Below are 19,062 nucleotides of genomic sequence, written 5' to 3'. Positions count from 1 at the left end.
GATGCAGCGACGACCCGTTCTCCAGACCGGAGGTCCGTGCTTGATGTGGCGATCGGCTCGGATTGCTATCAACGCTGACGGCCGCCGGTGCCGCGCAAGCCGGTTACGACGAAACATCGACATGATCTCTTCTATGGTGGGATTGGCCCAACGATACCAGGGTAGTGGCAACTGTCGCCAATTGCGGCGCCAGTGAGGTCGGCCTTCGTCTTCGAACTCCTTGCTGGCTTCCGCTAAACAACGCGGCCTTATCACAAAAGGCTGGGAGATCTAACGATGATCCCGGCATCCGGACTTCTGCGCATTGCCGGCCGGTAATAGCGCGAAAGACTTGCAGCAATCGCAGCGCCGGCGGCACCCGTGACTAGTATCCGCACTGCCTGGCCCGTAACAATGCGCTGTGACCAGCGGAAGCCGATCTCGTGGAAAGACAAGGCATGCTGCGGGCTGATATGATGAAAGACGCCGGCAATGGTGCGGCGGACCCGGGACCTGAAACCTCCCACCGAGTGGACGGCGACTTGGACGAATTCGCGGCTCGAATGCTTTACGTTCTCATGCGTAGCAAAGCTCTTGCCAATCGCCATGAACGCCTCACCGCCCATCAGGCAGGTTGCGGTTCGATCCCTTTCGCCGTCGCGCGCCCTGCATGTATCGAAAGGCCTTTTCGGCCCCGTCCAGGCGGTAGACCGTCCGGATCCATTCTCGGTCGCTCACCGAGATGAAAACGGTCGATCTCCACCGTGCCATCTTGCATGTGCTCGCGCGCCAACATGAGGCGCAGCGCATATCCCATTCGCTAGCTATTGGGCATCACCAAATGTGGAAATGCCTATCTTCGCCGCATGAATGATCCATGCCGCCAGGCTGCTATCCCGCACCTGGCGCGAACCGGGACTGCAACCGGTTCGTGGATCGTGTCCAGGAGGTGGTTGTCTAATCGCTAAACTGGTCGTCAAGGTGCTTTAGGGGCGGCGGCGCGTGAAGACGATGTTGGCGGCGGCACTGCCTCAGCGTATTCAGGAACATTTTCGACGAGGCAATGCGCATCACGTGTCACCTTGCCTGTTGCGCTGCTCTTTTGGCCCCGTACTTGCGGCGCCGGGTCTCAAGGCTTCCGGGCGGTCATTTGCGAGATTCATCCCGTACGAGTGACAGGACAGGCGAATTGGCGCGTTGTAGGTCAGTGTGAACATGAACGACCAATAAGGCTCTGAGGGCAACGGGCTACTGAGCGACAGTCTAGATGAGACCCCTTGCTTGTCGCGCTGCAAGGGGGCTCATGACCAATCCTGATGAGCTTCGGCGCTTGCATATCTGAGCTGTCCCGACACGCGATGCCCTTCTACCAGCGCATTGTTGGATATCAGATGTGCATGCAAGGGGGCAGTGAAGCTCTGCTACTTTTACGGAGAAAGCCGTTCTGTCAGGTGGACGCGAGGCGAGTCTTGAATGTCGTGGAATAATAGGGTCGTCTGGTCGGAGGGCTTGTTCCTCCGCCCGCAGCATTTTCAGCAGGCCGATCGTCACGTCGAACAGCTGGTGCGCAGCAGGACGGCGGTTTTGCATGGGTACGGGTGGGGTATCAGCGAGCTGCGGCTCAATCGAGAGCTGCTTGGTCTCGGTAAGATCGCCATCGAAGCGGCTCGCGGCGTCTTGGAGGACGGGATGCCCTTCAGTATTCCTGACGAAGCCAACCAGCCAACTCCCTACGACGTTCCGCCGGATTTTCGAGATTCGCTTATTCACTTGGCGGTACCGTTTTATCAACCCGGCGCTCTTGAAACCGACGCGCAAGCGGGAATTGACGTACCTATCCGCTTCGCAGTCTCCACTGAGGATGTTGTCGACACCAACGCTGGCGAGCGAGGCAGCGCCTCCATCGACGTAGCGAGGCTGGATTTTCGACTGCTGCCGGACGCGGCAGACCGGTCTGGCTACACTTGCATCCCAATCGCCCGTATCATAGAGGTCCGGGCCGACCGACAGATCATTCTGGACGAAACGCACGTGCCGCCAACCCCCGACTGCGCCAGCTCCCGGGTCCTCTCGAACTACATCACTGAGATCACCGGCCTGCTTCACCATCGTGGTGAAGCTCTGGCCACTCGGGTCTCCCAGTCGGGAACGAACCGGGTTGCAGAGCTCGCGGACTTCCTTCTGCTGCAGGCGATCAATCGGTACGAGCCGTACTTCTGCCACCTGTCCAAGGCCGCCGTTGTAAATCCGGAATCGCTGTATGTTCTCATGCTCCAGTTGGCGGGTGAACTAGCCACGTTCGCCCGCGTCGATAAACGTGCCCCGACCCTTGGTGTTTACAAGCACGACTCTCTCGCGGAGGCGTTTTTGCCAGTGATACAGTCGATCCGGGCTTCGCTGGGTGCAGTGATTGAGCAGACTGCGGTCCCCGTACCGCTGCAGCGGCAAAAATACGGTGTCCATGTGGCTGAGGTGGCCGACCGCTCTCTCTTTACGACCTCGAGCTTCGTGCTGGCTGCTCGGGCTGATATTGAGGTCGAGCGCCTCCGGCGCGAGTTCCCGTCTCAGATTAAGATCGGCCCGGCGGAGAAAATCACGGAACTCGTCAATGTCGCACTGCCCGGCATTATCATCAATCCCCTACCGGTCGCGCCGCGTCAGATCCCCTTCCATGTTGGATTCAGCTATTTCGAGATCGATCAAAATAGCCGCTTCTGGAAGGATATGCCCCAATCCGCCGGCTTGGCGCTGCACGTTGCTGGCGACTTCCCAAATCTCGAAATGGCTCTCTGGGCCATCCGAGCCGGACAGAACCCACATTTGAGTTAGCCCACCAATGCCCCTCACGCTACGTGTACACAGCAATAGATGTAGTTTTCCGGAATATCTCGTGCCGGGCGACGCGGCTGGTGGACTGACTACCAGCCGAGCAGGCAACAGCCTGGTTCTGCCGGATGATCAGCAGATGGTCTCGAAATCCCACTGCTCAATCGAGTGCATGGCACGGCGATACGTACTGATCGACCGAGGCCGCGACGACACATGTCAAAATGACGAGGCGGTGCCGCTTCCGTCAGAGGCGCCGGTCGCCCGGAAAACCAGCGATGTTATTCAGATCGGCGCCTATATGACCGATGTCGTCGCGGTGTCGCCTTCGATATCCATTGCGGAGAGTGCCGCCGAACCGGAGGGACAACTTGCAGCGACAAGTGAGGAGTTGAGTCTTCTTGGCCCCCTCGAAACGGCCTCGTCGCTCCTGGCGGGCAATTGCACCCGGGGTGAAGAAGCGCTGCTGGACCTGAGGGACGGCGAGTTCCTACCATTGCCGTTCTTAGGCACTCGTTTAGACGCGCTGGCGGGCATGATGAGAAGTCCGTGGGATATCTACGCAGACAGTGTGCCAGATCGGGCCCCCATCTTGACGCAACCCAAGGTGGAGCAATCATCTCGCCAAGAATCATCGAGCGGCGGTCACGGCTTTCCTTGCCGCCTGCGGCTTATCATTGGCAGATGTCCGGAATGCCGGCATCGTAAGCGTGCTGGATCGTGCAGGGAAAATGCTTCTGTATTCCGCCGCGCTGCACAGCATACTCTCCGAGCGAGAGCTGGCGAACAATTATTCAGAAATAAGAGTTCCGACGAAAAAACCCTGAGTCTCGTTCCCGATGTCGGCGAGGCGTTGCGCGCAGTTCTGTGCAATGACTCCAGCGGGTCCCTCCGCGGAGACCTGGCCGTTGAGCAAGCCTTCACCGACCGTGGGACGCATGACGTGTCATTCGCGGCTGTGCAGAAGGCTCTGTCCAGCGTCCGTGCACGCTTGTCCCTAGCAGGGATCGAGAAGGCGATGGGGCGGCCCCGTTCCCTTTTGCACCGCAACCATAAGGCGCGAAACCGGAGTGCGTACGTGCGCGTCTTCAATGACGTCGTATCGAGCATCGAAACCGATTTGCTCCGGAGCTTCGGCGCCGACTTCGCGCGCCCAGTGCGAGAGCGTAGTCGACCCGCCCGCCGATCCCACGATGAGAGCGTCCGCTCCGAAGGGAAGTGGGCGGGTTGATGATGGTGATTGAGGAAACGATGCCAAAATCCCAGCCACTCGTCCTCCTTCACGCCGAGGAGCAGTTGGCTGTCCCTTCGCCGTCATCGCCAGTGGCGGACGAACTTACCTGGGAGATGCTTGCGCTCGACCGACTTAATCCACTGGTCGCGGCCGCGGCGGCGCTGCTGGGTCTCAGCGCTCAGCTCAAGAGCAGTGCTAGCCATATCGACGTTGAAGCACTGCGCCTTAGGGTGCTGCGGGAGATCGATGCTTTTGAGCGTCGGATCACGCCGCTCGGATTGCCCTCGCGAGCGATCAAGGTCTGCAAATACGCCCTCTGCGCGACCATCGATGACATCGTTCTGAACACAGCCTGGGGCAGCAACAGCGTCTGGACGACGCGCAGCTTGGTGGGATCGCTGTTCAGCGATACCTGGGGCGGCGAGCGCTTCTTCGATCTGCTGACGCAATTGAAAAATGAACCGGCCATCAATATAGAACTGCTGGAGCTGCTCTACTACTGCATGAGGTTGGGCTTCGAAGGCCGCTACCGCGTCACTGCGGGAGGAGCCGCAGAGCTCAGTGTGCTGTGCGAAGACGTCTACCGCCTGATCCGAGCAGCCCGTGGTGACTTCGAGCGCGAACTATCCCCGCACTGGCGGAGGAACTCAAATAATCCGAAGCCACGCCGCACAATCGTTCCAATCTGGGCCGTCGTAGCGTTTGGGGCAGGATTACTCCTCTCGATCTATACCGGACTCCTGCATGCATTAAATGCCCGCGCCGACGCTGTCTTCAACGATATCGCGACATTGCCGCCGAACGGCGTTGTCAGATCGGCGAGAATCGCATTGCCACCAAAGGTTGTTATGAGCAGCGACCGACTGCGTAACTTCCTCGAGCCCGAAATCCGCGAAGGGCTTGTCACTGTGTCCGAGGACCCACAGCAGATCGTCGTTATCATTCGCGCCTCCGGGATGTTCGATTCTGCTAGTCCGGAAGTGAAGAAAATGTTCCTGCCGCTTCTTTTACGAATTGGTCGTTCTCTGAACGGTGAGTCGGGATCGGTCCTCCTGACCGGGCACACCGACGCCATTCCGGTGCAATCACTCGCCTTCCCTTCAAACGATTCCCTTTCGCTCGCGCGTGCGAGCGCAGCTGCCGAGATTATCAAATCCATGATGGATGACCCAGGCCGCGTGCGAGAAGAGGGCAGAGGGAGCGGAGAACCGGTCGCTTCGAACCACACGCCCGAGGGCCGCGCGCGGAACCGTCGGATTCAAATCATCATCACAAAGACACAATGAAGACAAGCCATGCAGTCAATCAAGAAAGCGCTTAGGTGGCAATGGCTCCGTGTCGGCGGGGCGGCGATCGTATGTGCCTTAATCTTCACGCTCGGACCGCATATCTCGGTCGGAGGATTTGCGCCGCTTGACAGCCTTCGCAGCCAGATCGCGGCATCGATGCTGATTCCGGTCGGATACACCGTGATCTACTTGATCCAGTCCCAGCTTTACAAGGTTCAGGCCTATTTTGAAGACCTCGTCCAATCACGAGTGTCGGGAGCGCTGGACGCGGGTGGGGCCGAGCAGAAGAAGAGAGACCCAAGGCCTTCCGACCGAAGTGTGGGGCAAGCCAGCACGCTTGCTGAAAGAGAGCTGGAGGCGATTCGTCATCGTTTCCGCGAGACCCTTACCACACTCAAGGGGCGCCGCTACGCAGGAGGTATCAGCAGGCGGTGGCTCTATCAGCGGCCCTGGTATGTGATGATCGGTCCGCCCAACTCGGGGAAGACCACAGCAATAGTCAATTCCGGGCTCAGCTTTCCGATGGCGGCGAGGTCCGGTCTGAGAGCCGCCGGTGGGTTAGCGGGTACGGAAAACTGCGACTGGTGGATCACCGATGACGCGGTGTTCGTCGACACTGCTGGGCGCTACACGGTACAGGAGGGTGATGCAGACCGGGACAAAGCGGTTTGGCGTGGCTTGCTTCGTATGCTCAGACGCTCCCGGCCACGGCAGCCGCTGAACGGTGTCTTAGTCACGATCGCAATCAGCGAGCTGAATTCTACATCCGAGGAAGTGCTCGCCGATCGCGCGCGCTGTATCCGTGAGCGGCTCCTCGAAGTGTACAGGGAGCTTCGCCTGCAACTGCCGATTTATGTGCTTTTCACTAAGAGCGATCTGCTGGCGGGATTTGTTGAATTCTTCGACGATCTGGGTCGCGAGGGGCGGGAGGCGGTGTGGGGGTTCACCTTTGCGCAAGAGGCGTCGGAGGACGAAGGCGATCCGATGGCGTTTGCCGCAGCATACGATGCGCTTGTTGGCCGCCTAAACGAAAGGCTGCTTGAACGAATGCAGCACGAAAGCAACCTCCAGCGTCGTGCGCTCATGTTCGGCTTCCCACAGCAGGTCGCTAGCCTCAAGCACCTGACGCAACAGTTCTTGAAGGAAGCCTTTGGCGGGAATTCGTTCCAGGAACCGCTTATGCTCCGCGGCGTCTACTTCTTAAGCGGCACGCAAATTGGCATGCCCTTCGATCGAGTTGCGAACGCCAGATCTCAGACCTTCGAGATCGCTCAGCCGCCCTGTACAGCGCTTCGTGGCCCGGGCCGTAATTATTTCATCAGCCGGCTGCTGCGCGAAGTCGTTTTCGCCGAAGCTGGGCTCGTCGATGCCAATCACCGCTTCGATCGGCGCCAGCGGCGGATCCGGTATGGCGCCTACACGATGATAGCGGCGGTCATTGTTACCGCCAGCGTCTTATGGACGTTCAGCTATATTCGGAATGTTCAGCTGATCGAGAGCGTTCGCCTAATGGCTGGCAGCTATGCCAGAGGGGCTGAAAAGCTGAAGCTCGACCGGGTTGAGAGTGGCGATCTTCGACCCATCCTGCCACTGCTTCAGCGGCTGCGTGATGCCAACGGCGACAGCGCGGGCGGCCGCCTATCAAGTTCGGGTCTCGACCAGAGTAAGAAAATCAAGGTTCAGACGCTCGCGGCGTACCGCCGCGCCGTGAACACCATCCTGCTGCCGCGGCTGATGTTCCGGTTGGAAACCTTATTGGTCGAGCGGCACGACGATGATCAGTTCGTCTACCAGGCGTTAAAGGTTTACCTGATGCTGGGTCAGCAGGGTCCGCTCCAGCGCGCGGTCGTCAAAAACTGGATGGCTGCCGACTGGCGAGTGATGTTTCCGGCCGAAGCCGATGCCGGCCTGCGCAGCGCGCTCGCTGATCACCTGGATGCACTCATGGAAGGGCCGCTGCCCCATAGTGAGCTTAATGGCGAACTGATCGAGAGGAGCCGCGCGAAGCTCCAGACCGTCTCGATGGCGCGCCGCGTCCTCGACATCATCGCGACCAGTCCCGAAGCCTCGCGGGCGCCAACCTGGCGTCTGGCCGACCATGCCGGGCCGCTGGCGCAGGGCGTCCTGGCTCGCAAATCGGGACAGCCGCTCAGCGAGGGGGTTCCTGGCATCTACACGAGGGCGGGGTTTTACGGAACCTTCCTGCGATTGCTGCCGCAAGTGGCTGACGCTGTCGCTGCAGAAGGCTGGGTTCTCGACTCACAGGTAGTCGCGCCGATTGCAGCCGGTGATGTGAGCCAGAAGCTGCGGCGTTCGGCGGCGGATCTCTACGCTCAGGAGTTCGCGTTGCGCTGGGACCAGCTCATTGGCGATATGTCCATCCGCCCGTCTGGGGGTATCGATGACGCGCTGCGCACCTTGAACACGCTGTCCGCGCCGACGTCACCAATGCGCCTGTTCCTTTTCGCGGCGGCGCAGGAGCTAAAGCTCAAGCAACCACCGGCTCCCGAGGACGGCTTGACGAAAGGTGACAGTGTCCCCCAGGGCGAGGTGTTGCCAAGCGAGCTCGAGGCACTGTTCCGGTCTCAACCGGCCGCGGACACGCCTGAAGCTCACGTCCAGCTCTATATGGGCGATCATTTCCGGTGGCTGCACCAGCTGGTCGAAGTGCCGTCGAACAGCCAAGCGGGCGCGCAGGCGCCGATCGACAGTGCTCTCCGGGATCTCGGCGAACTGTATCGCTCCCTCAGCCAGGCGCAGGGGCTGGCGGGTTCGAACATCTTGGAACACAACGGGCAGGCGGGCGTCGCCATCCAACAGATCGAGGCGGGGGCGGCCGATCTGCCCGAACCCATCCGGCAATGGATCCTCGGCCTCAGCCGCCACAGCTCGGACCTAACCGTCAGCGGCATGAGGCGCGGGTTGGCGAGCGGTTGGGCGGGCGGCCCCGGCGATTTGTGCCGACGGGCTACCGAAGGACGGTATCCCTTCGCGAGCGGATCCCGCCGGGATATCCCTTTGAGCGATTTCGCCCGGCTGTTCGGCCGCAAGGCGGAGATCGACACTTTCTTCGCCGAGAACCTTTCCCCATTCGTCGACAAATCCAAAGGTTCGTGGCAGTTTCGGCCAACGAGCGGTGTCGATTTCCCTATCGGCCGCAATACCTTGGCCCAGTTCCAACGGGCAGCCACGATCCGCGACACCATGTTCGATGATGCCGGCCAGGTGTCAGTTGGATTCCTGCTCACCGTCGCCGAGACCGATCCGTTGACAGACCAGGTGGTGGTAGACATCGACGGCCAGCGCCTCGAACATCGACGAGGAACGGCCGCGGCGGCCATGCATTTCCATTGGCCTACGGCCGGCGGCGTCGGCGGCGCTTCCGTCGCTTTCATCGGTTTTCAAGGCGCCACCCTCTCCAAGAGCGGCCATTGGGCGCTGTTTCGCCTCTTAAATGAGGCGGATAAGCAGCCATTGGGAGGAGGGGACCTTATTCAGGTACGACTGGTGTCCGGTCGCCATTGGGCAGTTTTTAACCTCCAGCCTGACAGCGTGATGAGCCCGTTGTCCCGCAATCTGCTGTCAGAATTCCGATGTCCAGATTTCTTATGAACGCCGGGATAGCATCCGACTGGCGCTGGGAAAGCCCTATGGGGTCACGAGACGCCCACGCAGGTCTGCGGCGGGAGAGGTCGGCATGTCGGTTGCCGGCCGGATCGGAGGCGGTCACGGCTGCGACTGGCGGCGATCGTCGCTTGATCTCGGCGCGCCGCTTTCCCGCTCGACTAGACCGCTGGAGAGCGCGGTCACCTCCATCAGGCAGATCTTCGGGAAGTTGGGTGATCAGATCCTGTCCCACCCTATCAACCGACGTACACTGATCTAGAACAGGAAACTGGAGAGATATAATGGCCGGAATGAAGCACAATAGGACAAGAGCGAAGAAATTTCTGCAGTTGATCGACCAGACGAAGAACAGAGCGGATTTGGAGTTCTGCTTTGCGGTCGGCACGGTTGGCGATCTGCGGAAGCCTGCTGTCCTGGTGAGTAAGAAAAAGCTCAATGGATTGGCACAAACTTTGAAAAACATGCCTTTTGAAGATGATGAGGATAGTAGTAAGGAGAACTTTTCGCTTCTGCGGAGAGGCACGGGCAGGATGAACGAAAACGGCGTTATCCTCGTCAAGTTGGCTGATGGTGGAAAGGCCGGGTTCCCGCAGGTCCAAAAGGTGATGAAGAAGTATTTCGTGAACTTCCGCATGAGGTTGCCTGACATGCAGGAAGCAGGAATCTTAACTGAAGAAGACATTCAGCAGTTTGAGATGAACGCCGAGGAGAACTCCCAATTTCTTCCACCCGACGACTCTGAAGAATTCAATCGGCCGATGACGGCGCTCGATAGCGCGGAAGGGAACTCTGCAGGGAGTGTTGAAGAAACTGAAGAGAGAAGCAAGCGTGAAGGCGGGGCTGAGCTCCTGGAGCAGCTTCTCCCGGAAGTGAAGGAGGGCATTGCCGCCGCGGCCGCGACCATTTCCAATCACGCAGTAAGTCTCAGCGCGCAAATTGGCGCGGGACAGACCGCAGAGTTGTCCCATCTGACCACGAAGATCGCGGATTGGCTGCAACGTGTGCTGGCTGCGACGCCTCCGGAAGAGCAGGAGGCAACGCTGCACAACTTCGCCGGCCGACTTCTGTTGATGCTGGCCTATCCTGAGAATCTGCGAAATCTTCAATATGTGGATGACATGCCCGATGGGGCGGGGCAGGGCGAGACAAACGGCGACCGCCGCGAAGAGGTCGTGGTGAATGGGATCGATCTGAACAGAGTTCCAACGGGCGCTCTCGATCAAGACGAGGTAGTAGAGTCCTTGTTCCGTCTGATCAAGGCAAAGGCTCAGGAGCGACAGCTTTCTTATCCGCTAGAGAACGCGAATTCTGAGAGGATTGCGAAGATAGTGTCGTCGCAATGGCCGAAGGAACTAGGCGATGCAGCCCGTAGGCGCGCGGTTGTGGAGCGTCTGATCGCAGCGGTGGTCCCGCGGCTCGGTAACGATGATCAACTTCTGGTCCTTCTTGGCATCGCAGACCAGCCCGAAAGGACCAAATCCATCGAGAACTCGGTCGAAAGTATCATAGCTATATGGCAGGCTCATCTCGACACTGCCTTGACGCTGCGGGATGAGGTAAAGAGCAAGATCAACCAGATGGTCGATGTGGAAGCCCGCGGCGGAACGTGGAGGTATGTCGACGACATCTTCCTGCAGTTCGGAGGAGAGCTTTCAGATCAGCTCTCCGCCATCACCGAACGCAACGGTGAGGCACTGTCGAGCGCGACCGAGCGTGTCCGAACCACAGTCCAGAAGAAGCTCGATTATCTCAACGGCAGCGACATTGTAGCCATGCTTGACAATCCTCCAATCGACATCGGTCCGGGCACTATAGGGCAGACGCTGCGGGAAGGGCTCGCGGCCATCACCGATGGACTGAAGCGCATCGAAACCTCGCGCGCCGCGCCCGCCGCGTAATAATCGCCTGTCTCGATGCCGGCCGACCCACCGGAAGGCCGGGCGAGCAGGCCATCAACGGCCTCATCAGCGACGGAAGGAGTTCCGCCGCTCAGGTGGGTCAGCGAAGCGGTGAAGGAGCGGCGCACCAACAGAGGCTCTTCTTCATCGGCTGCCGCTTCAACGACCAGATGCTGCGCACCTACGCCCGACGGATCATGACGCGATCCAACGCACCACGTTTTGCGGTGCTGGATGCGGCAGCGCCGACCAACAACCAACGCCGTTTCCTTGCAGCAAGCCCGATCACGCTTATCGACGTGCCGACTGGCGAAGCTGCGGCTAGGTTTATCGGCTGAAAACCAGAGTAGAGAAGGAGTGTTGCGGGTACGACGATACACGAGGATTTCGGAGGTCGGTCGTCGGCACCGACGTCGGAGGCGGATTTGCCGTAAACGTTGATCATCACGGCCGCTGTTTGAAAGTGCCGCTCGCCTTGCTATGAATCCACCCATTCCTTTTTGCACGCATTCCATCCACAAAAACGATTTTACTGCTCAAAACGATTGCCCTTAGAAAACGCTGAAGAGCGCTGTGTAGATTATGTGGAGTTCTAAAAAAATGGGTCCTCAGGTGCGGAGACGATGCTGGAAATTCGACCTGGAGCCCTCTGTCAGTTGCCTGGCCTCGATTGTTATCTTACGCTGGTCGTGATCGGGCAGAATCTTCACCGTTGCTTCTCCCGTTTCAGTGCTGATAGGGCTCTCACAAGAAGCACTGTTCCCTGGTCGACTAACCTGTGAGTGCATCTCCCACAATCACTAGAAGCCAGAGCAGGCGCGCTCGCAGCCGCGAGGACTTGGTCTGCGCCTTTTGCAGGGCCACCAAACCTCGTGATGTTTTCTTGCGGCTGTCGGGCCGAAATATGAAGGATTGAGTGATGTGGATAGGTTAGGCAGTTCTGCTGCAAGCGCTTCGGCCCGGGTTTCTGTGCGGCGTCGCAACAATGATCAAGAAGGTTGCGCAGGATCGGTTGTCGGCAATGTCGCCGCGCCGGTCACTAATGGTATCGGCTTCGACCCCGTGAGCTCTAGCTGCACTGTCAAGCGCCACCCTATGAAACTACGAAGGCCGGTGGCCAGGCCAGAGCGACCTACCTTCCGAAACGAACTGGAGAGCAACATGCTGTGTCTAGGGCTCAGTGGCGGTCTAAGCAAAGATTACGAAAATTCGTCCGATCTACCGAGCACCTTTATGCACGATGGGGCTGCGGTTCCCGTTCGCGACGGGCGAGTGATAGCGGCGGTCGAGGAGGAGCGCCTTAACCGGATCAAGCACTCCAACAAGTTACCAATGCGTTCGATTCAATATTGCCTCGCATCTGCAGGTGTTCACCTGAGCGACATCGACCGCATCGCGTATTATGCGACCGAGGCCTATTGCAACGCTGTGCTCGAGCGCGTGCGCCTCTTTCACCCAAGCACCCCAGCATCGGATCCGAGACTGTTGCAACGGGCTCGGGGAAGTCGACACGGGCGCTATATTCCTGTGGGACACCCCGATGTTCCATGTGATCGCCATCGTCACACAGATCTGGCCGCCCCTTGGACGCGTGATGGCACAATGCCATGAGGTTGTCACCCGCGCTCCACCGCCGAGATGAACTCGAAAACGTTGGACCCGGAATTGATTGTTGAGGAATGAACGTCATGAAACGCTATGTAGAAAAAGAGGTGACGGATCAACTCGCTTATAGGCGAAAGATGTTGCAAGATTGGAGAGGAGAGCGCCTCACTGGACACCAGATAAACTTGGCATCAATAGACCTCAACCTCCTGGTCGCGCTCGAGGCTCTGCTCGAATACCGGAACGTGACGCACGCGGGCCAGCACATCGGGCGGAGTCAACCGGCGATGAGCCGGGCACTGGGAAGGCTGCGCGGCATGTTCAATGATGACCTGCTGGTGCGGTCTTCAACGGGTTTGATCCCAACGCCGCAAGGCGAACACTTGGCTCAAAGGCTGCCGTCGGCACTGCGTACGATCCGAGAGATGGTGACAAGCCGCAGCGTAATCTCAAAAGAATGGGGGAGGGGGGCAACGCTGGCGATCCCCGATCATCAAGCTTTGGCTGTACTACCGCGCCTCCTGCCGTGGTTACGCGAGCGTGCCCCTCATCTCGACACACTCGCCTGTTTGCCGTTTGATCGTGCCGTGCGGGGGCTTGAGCAAGGTGATATTGATTTGGCCGTTGGGCATATTGACGTGCAACTGCCTGGCTATTTTCGGCGCAGTCTCTATACAGACCGCTTCGCGTGTTTGTTGCGCCACGACCATCCCGCGCTGGCGCAGGAATGGACGATCGACAACTTCGCGACCTTGCGTCACGCTGCCATCAGTACGGACTCCCCCGACCATTTCGGCCCGATCTACGACCACTTGCCCAACCTGCGAGAGGATCGTAGTCCCATACTTTTTTCCAGCGTTCTCACGGCAGCGGTGGTGGCTTCGGGGACGGATTTGGTATTGCTCGTCCCGCGCCGCGTTGCGACCCAAGTTTCTGCGATGCTGCCGCTTAGGGTTGTTGATCCACCCCTCGAGCCGGCACCGTACAAGGTCATGCTCATCTGGCACGAGCGGTGCCATCACGACCCGCAGCATAAATGGCTGCGCAAGGAGGTCGCCGCAGCGTTGGAGACGGGAGCAGACTGACACAGAAGCGGTGATCGGGATGCTCCCGAAGCATCAAAGAGAGCAAACGGGGATTTTGCGCGGGGAAATGACCAAGAGCTCAGCGCTGCTGCGCCCGAGAGTGCCAGGCATGTTGGACGAATATCGAGACTTGGATGCCTATGTGCTCGCGGGGTCTGCTTGTATCCGGGCTTCTGCTGAGCTGCGGCTCGGCCCTGCAGTGGCGCGGATATCTTCGCGCCGGCTCTCGGATCGACCATTTTGATGGTGATCGTCAAGTGATCAACATTTATGTCAGCAGGCTCGCCGACACGGTCTGGCACTGCCGGACCGTTGGTTGAAAGACACAGCTTGATATCGGGGACCTCTGTGGCTCCGCGTGCAAATGTCGCCTTTGTCTTCTTCCGGTCATAACAGGCATCGCTTGGTCCGGCGATAAAGAGCACGGAAAGCTGAGGGACTTCATTGGCGACCGCAACGACCTTTCGCAGCGCCTGGTCAGGCGTAGGCCGGCTTTCGTTGGCGCAGTATTTACTATTGCAGTAGTTGCACTGGATATTGCAAGCTGGTGCGGCTACGACGTGCATGCGCGCGAAATAGTAGTGCGCTTTTTCTAAATAGCAGGAAAGGTCCGTGATTTTCTCCCAGACAGCCGGCTCGACGTGGTGCGGCTTTGCGGACGAACCGCACAATGACGCGGCGCAAGCAGTGGACTTCGCTGTGGCCAGCAGTTGGTTCATAGTTGTCGTGCTGGTCAGGTTCTTGAGCGAAATCATTGGTGGGGGCATTAAAGGCTCCGTTGCTGCTTAACGTCGCGGTTCAAGAAGCAAGGGCCATGTCAATGAAAATTGCGTTAGTTTTCAATTGGTTAGAGTTTTTTGTCCGGTTCCCTCCATTTGCGACCCGACATAGGGTTGTCAGGCATTCGACAATAGACCTACACCGGTAAAATGGCGGCTCGCCTCGAGTGCTTGAGTTGAGGAGGGCAGGTCGGGCCGCTCGACCACACCAGGCTTAGAACTTTCTTTCACCCCGATTTGATGCCCGCGGATGGCATAACCAGCCTAACGTGGGGTGACGCCGAGAGGCGAGCCGCCTGGCCCCAGATTTCTCCCTCGCGTCGATCAGCCGCTCCCGCTCGGTCAGACGAGCCCGATTGGGAGCCAGGCAGGATCGTTCGGATACAGGCTTTGGAGGAGACTTCGCCGAGACAGGCACCGGCAGCCCCGGCGGCCGCAAACGGGGATCCAGTCGACATTGGGCTCTTTCTGGCGAACTCGTCGATCGCATTGTCGCCGAATGGACCGTTAGCTACCTTCCACACAAGCGCAGAGAGGCCCTGGCTGTTCTTGCAGACAAAATCCAACGCACCAATGGTCCTTGATTGCGCGGGAGTTGCTGTCCTACGCACGCTGTTTGAGTTCACAGACGTTCCCTGGGAAGTGGCATTGCGAGGCCAAGTCAAGCGCCGACGGCGCGAATGTCCGTTCGCAGATGCATAGAACGCCATTTTCAACTCAAGACCAGACTTGCGACGGGCCATGGACCACGAAAATGGGTCGAATTGCATGATCGCGAAACGATCCGCGACTGTCCTATCGGTATTGCCGCGGGATAGACGGGCGGACGAGGCGGGGCTGCGCAGCTCCTTCTGGCCTGATGCGCAGGACGTTCACGGAGCGTACACGGGCTCCGCCGAGGGATTCATTGAGTTCACGCTTGGTGTCTTCAAGACCGAACCGCGCAACATCCACCAGATCACCAACGTTCTGATTGAGTTTATCAGCCCGGCTGAAGCACCTGTCGAGAGCTACTTCACTGCGCTCCAACGAGGGCCGGACTGCGGCCGGATCAAACGTTGCCAGGTTTCTCCTATGTGGTCGATATTGCGACCATTTTCTGAAAAGGGAAGGGGGAGTGGAGAATTGCCGACCGCACAGTGGTCTATGATTGGCTCGAGGAGCAGACACAGCAGGCGGCGTCGCCAGAGTTTGAGCGGTTCGGTTTCAGGCAGCCGATCGGAACATCGCATTCTAACGACCCGGTCTATACGCTCGGAAGCGGCAAAGAGCATGAAAAGCCGAGGCGGAATAGCGGCGCGTTCAGCTGGTGCCGAACTCTTCTTTTCCGGGACGTGGTGCTAACTTGCTGTCATCTGGCTCCTTTAGCGTTAGATCGCATACGCCGGAGCAGGAGAAGCTAATCCATGAAGCAAGCAGACACCCGCCGTCATTACACGCGCTGCAGGCGGGATTGGCCGCGCTCTGGTCGATGCCTTTGCGACAAACGGCGACATTGTCGTTGCCGTGGATCTTCCTGGAAGCGGAACGGTGCGGTGCGGCGTTGCCGCGCGGCCCTGCGATCTTCAATGTGGCCTCGCTGGGCGGGTTGCTGGGCGCCCCAGACGCAACGGCTACGCTGCCTGGAAGGGGCCTGATCTTGATCACGAAAAGTTTGGCATGCGAGTTGGCGTCGCGTCGAGTGGGCCTGACGGCCATAAGAGCTCGGCTATGTGCGCACGCCGATGGTCGAGAACTGGAACGCGCCGACGAGACGGATCTCGCCGCTATTCGCCAACGCGTGCCGATGGGGCCCATGGGCGCGTCCCGATGATGTCGACCGGACCTTGCGGTTTCCGGTCAGCTCGCACGTCGATCATTCATCGACATCGTGTCGGACGGTCGCCTTGGGCTTGGCGACGGGTCCGGATACGAGCGATTCGAGTTCAAGCGCTTCGGTGTCGTTATTCATGAGGCGCCTGGGGAGTACCTGGGTGATCTTTTAGGGGCTCAACCAGAAGGTTTTCGAACCCGACGGCCATTATCAGAAGATACCCCCAACGGCGATATCGTTGCGGACCACCCAGAAGCCAGCCCCGCCAATCTGCATCGCGGCAGGATCGGAGTGCAGCATGAGGCGGGCCGTCGCAGAGAGTCGCAGCAATTATTGCAGTCTCTAATCTTCGCCTGCGTCCTCCCGTAATACAAGGGCGTATCAACTCAGCCGGCGGCGCAAAAAGTCCTCACGATGAGGCAAGCTTTTAGCCGCGGTTCAAATTGAGGTGTTCGAAGTACCAAGACGGGTCATCATCGGATGAATCTGTCTCGACACTGGCGTCACTCGAATGCTCCTCGACACCTGCTTCATCGTCGCTAAGATACTCCACGGTTTTAGAGAGATAACTCCAAGGTTTGTCGGCGCGCTGCCATCCACCCTTGCTATTCTTTGTCCACTTGTCGGGATGTTGCGTAGGGTCGAGCACCCAGCGATTTTCACCCACATTAACGAAACCCATCTGCTCTAGACGGGTTCCCATCTCCGGCGTAGCGGGACGTGACATGATCAACGGCTGTTCGCCGTCGAGTTGAAGTTGATGTTCGAGCAGAATATCGCCTGCGTTCTCGACAAGCGGATGAGTAACGCGAAGGTCTACAATCGACGTGATTCTTCTTCGACCGGGAAATAGTTCCCGCCACGGCTCGTTTTCGATGCTAAATCCATCCTCTGTTCTTAAAAGCCCAACGCTTCGTTCTCCCAGATCATAGCTGAAATATCGCGCGCTGGGCGTATCATTGTCGGTGCCGCCGTAGAGTCGAGCGATGGTAGCCGTACGCAGGGCTTTAGAGGACACGAAGGGCGAGTACTCTTGTGGATTGACGGAAATGTGCTTGATTTCATCACCGTAAAATTCCCTTACTTTTCTGGCAAATGTCGATCTGTCGAGCACCTTAATTGGAGGTTCGGAAGAGAGCGAGTATGGTCGCGTTGGCGACGAAGGCGAAAGAGCATGGGGATCTGGCGTTGATCGGGACGGCATGCCCGTAAGCGTTTGTGCCCCGGTCATATTCTCGATCCACCCCGCCATGGCCCGGGTGCGATCATCTTCCTCGGAAATGTTGTAGCGCAGCGATCGTTCTGAGTTATCCATGGCGGTCTCTCCTGAGAGTGAAAGGTGTGATGAAGCGCATTCTTTTCAGTCGCTTCACATGGGAACGGTGCGCTCACATGTCCGGCCTATAAAGCGGATACGTGACTGCTAGACTCGATGAAGCGGGCGGTGCGCGTTGCATGCGCCGCTCCTGATCCCTTTACCTCAGCCCAAGCCTCGAGGATCCGCGAAAGCGTGGCTCCCTTCGCCAGACCATCGTCGAATCGGCTGACAGTCCGTCGGAGGTGTCTGCGCCGCGGCAGGGCTAAGATTAGCTTGAATGTTAGAGGCGTCTCGGAAAATTTACCGCCCCGCGGGCCTGTTCTGTTTTCACCGTTGTTGGTCTCCAATTGCAGATTACGCATATGCTAGTGCAACCGGACTGGTCGCCATCATGCAAAATCGATATTCTAAAATGCTTTGGAAAAGCGGAGCCACGTGACCCCTTAGGTGGTGAAGGTGACCTGCCACTGCGAATTTCCTCCAGAATTGATTAGAGTCCGGCCCATCAAAGGACGGACGAATGAAGAAGCAGAGGTTTACCGAAGAGCAGATAATTGCGGTACTGAAGGAGCAGGAGGCAGGCGCGAAGGCGGCCGACCTCTGCCGTAAGCACGGGATTTCGGAAGCGACGTTTTACAACTGGAAAGCCAAATACGGTGGTATGGAAGTGTCCGAGGCCAAGCGGCTGAAGGCGCTTGAGGACGAGAACGCCAGGCTGAAAAAGCTGCTGGCCGAACAGATGCTGGATGCGGCCGCGCTCCGCGAGCTTCTTGCAAAAAAAATGGTAGGGCCTGCCGCCAAGCGTGAAGCCGTCACGCATCTGAAGGCCGTGATGGGTCTTTCGGAGCGGCGGGCCTGCCAGATCATATCCGCCGACCGCAAGACGGTGCGTTATCGGTCCTGCCGACCGCCGGAGGTGGCGCTGCGGGCAAAGCTGCGTGACCTTGCAAACGAGCGTCGGCGTTTCGGCTATCGGCGACTGTTCGTCCTGCTTCGACGGGAAGGAGAGCCGTCCGGCGTCAATAGGATCGAGGTTCCAAATTTGATTTCCGGAGGACCGGCATCGATGTACCCAAGACGGAACCAGCCGCGCGATGACGATTCTCGCGAAGTAAGTGAGTGGATCGAAGGCGTGACCGGAGCTTTCGATACGGACGCCTGGATCCGGGAGTACAATTCACAGAGACGAGATGTGGAACAGGATCTGAGCGACTTGCGCCTCGGTTCGCACGACAGTGACGCCGGCGACCGTGTGCCGCGTCGCAGATCCGTGGGCGGTTCGATGCGAGTGACGCCGCAGTCGTTGGCGCCGGAGAACTCGTTGAGCGGCGCCCGCCACAGCATAGACGTCTCTCGGGCGGGCTCCAGCAGCTTGCGATTCGGCGGCTCGGGGAGCAAGACATCGAGCAATATGGCGGAGGCGGGCGAAGTCGCCGCGGCGCCGCAGGGCAAACGCCGCGGATTTACGTCGCGCATGGCGTCAGGGTTCAAGAAGGCGTTCGGATTGAGCAGCGGCAAGACGTCGTCGCGGAGTTCGGGGCAGCAAGACGTCGATGCCGCAACGGAGACTCACGTGGTCTCAACCAAGGCTCGCGTCGGCGCCAAGCGT

8 protein-coding genes and 4 pseudogenes are annotated in these 19,062 nt (G+C 58.8%); 9 read left to right on the top strand and 3 right to left on the bottom strand.

Annotated features, from left to right (window positions below):
• Positions 1-251: 251 nt before the first annotated feature.
• Positions 252-799 (bottom strand): annotated as a pseudogene (locus tag CO666_RS24685) (transposase); the annotation flags it as partial.
• A 653-nt stretch (positions 800-1,452) separates the two neighbouring features.
• Between CO666_RS24685 and tssK the strand changes: the two are divergent.
• From tssK to CO666_RS24635, 8 genes and pseudogenes are all read left to right on the top strand, one after another.
• Entirely contained in the window at positions 1,453-2,808 is a 1,356-nt protein-coding gene (gene tssK, locus CO666_RS24675; protein WP_016737477.1) for a type VI secretion system baseplate subunit TssK, read from the top strand.
• Between the two features lie 7 nt (positions 2,809-2,815).
• The gene (locus CO666_RS24670; protein ID WP_210256236.1) at positions 2,816-4,036 is read left to right on the top strand and encodes a type VI secretion system-associated FHA domain protein; all 1,221 of its coding nucleotides are present in this window, start codon (positions 2,816-2,818) and stop codon (positions 4,034-4,036) included.
• Positions 4,036-5,325, top strand: a complete 1,290-nt coding sequence (icmH, locus tag CO666_RS24665; RefSeq protein WP_012489524.1) for a type IVB secretion system protein IcmH/DotU — start codon at positions 4,036-4,038, stop codon at positions 5,323-5,325. The genes CO666_RS24670 and icmH overlap by 1 nt, the downstream gene beginning before the upstream one ends.
• A 9-nt stretch (positions 5,326-5,334) precedes the next feature.
• Positions 5,335-8,940, top strand: a complete 3,606-nt coding sequence (gene tssM, locus CO666_RS24660) for a type VI secretion system membrane subunit TssM (protein WP_097593478.1) — start codon at positions 5,335-5,337, stop codon at positions 8,938-8,940.
• 296 nt (positions 8,941-9,236) lie between these two features.
• Positions 9,237-10,853, top strand: a complete 1,617-nt coding sequence (locus tag CO666_RS24650) for a hypothetical protein (protein WP_012489526.1) — start codon at positions 9,237-9,239, stop codon at positions 10,851-10,853.
• A 99-nt stretch (positions 10,854-10,952) separates the two neighbouring features.
• A pseudogene (locus CO666_RS24645) lies at positions 10,953-11,191 on the top strand (SIR2 family protein); the annotation flags it as partial.
• Positions 11,192-12,014: 823 nt separating this feature from the next.
• Positions 12,015-12,341 (top strand): annotated as a pseudogene (locus CO666_RS24640) (carbamoyltransferase N-terminal domain-containing protein); the annotation flags it as partial.
• 191 nt (positions 12,342-12,532) lie between these two features.
• Positions 12,533-13,543 carry a LysR family transcriptional regulator gene (locus tag CO666_RS24635; protein WP_012489527.1) on the top strand — a complete coding sequence of 337 codons (1,011 nt, stop codon included), beginning with the start codon at positions 12,533-12,535 and terminating at the stop codon, positions 13,541-13,543.
• A gap of 209 nt (positions 13,544-13,752) precedes the next feature.
• On the opposite strand, the pseudogene CO666_RS24630 reads toward CO666_RS24635, so the two are convergent.
• Together CO666_RS24630 and CO666_RS24605 are read right to left on the bottom strand one after the other, a co-directional pair.
• Positions 13,753-14,310, bottom strand: a pseudogene (locus tag CO666_RS24630) (radical SAM protein); the annotation flags it as partial.
• A 2,252-nt stretch (positions 14,311-16,562) separates the two neighbouring features.
• On the bottom strand, positions 16,563-17,450 hold the full coding sequence (locus CO666_RS24605; RefSeq protein ID WP_008536079.1) for a hypothetical protein: 888 nt from the start codon (positions 17,448-17,450) through the stop codon (positions 16,563-16,565).
• 523 nt (positions 17,451-17,973) lie between these two features.
• Here CO666_RS24605 and CO666_RS34630 point away from each other — a divergent pair.
• Positions 17,974-19,062: transposase (locus CO666_RS34630; RefSeq protein WP_245436851.1), on the top strand; the 1,089-nt coding region annotated here is incomplete at its 3' end.

It is taken from the genome of Rhizobium chutanense, from assembly GCF_002531935.1.
In the GTDB taxonomy this organism is placed as follows: Bacteria; Pseudomonadota; Alphaproteobacteria; order Rhizobiales; family Rhizobiaceae; genus Rhizobium; species Rhizobium chutanense.
The sequence above is the reverse complement of the archived record's forward strand: the minus strand, read 5'-3'. Positions and strand labels throughout refer to the sequence as shown.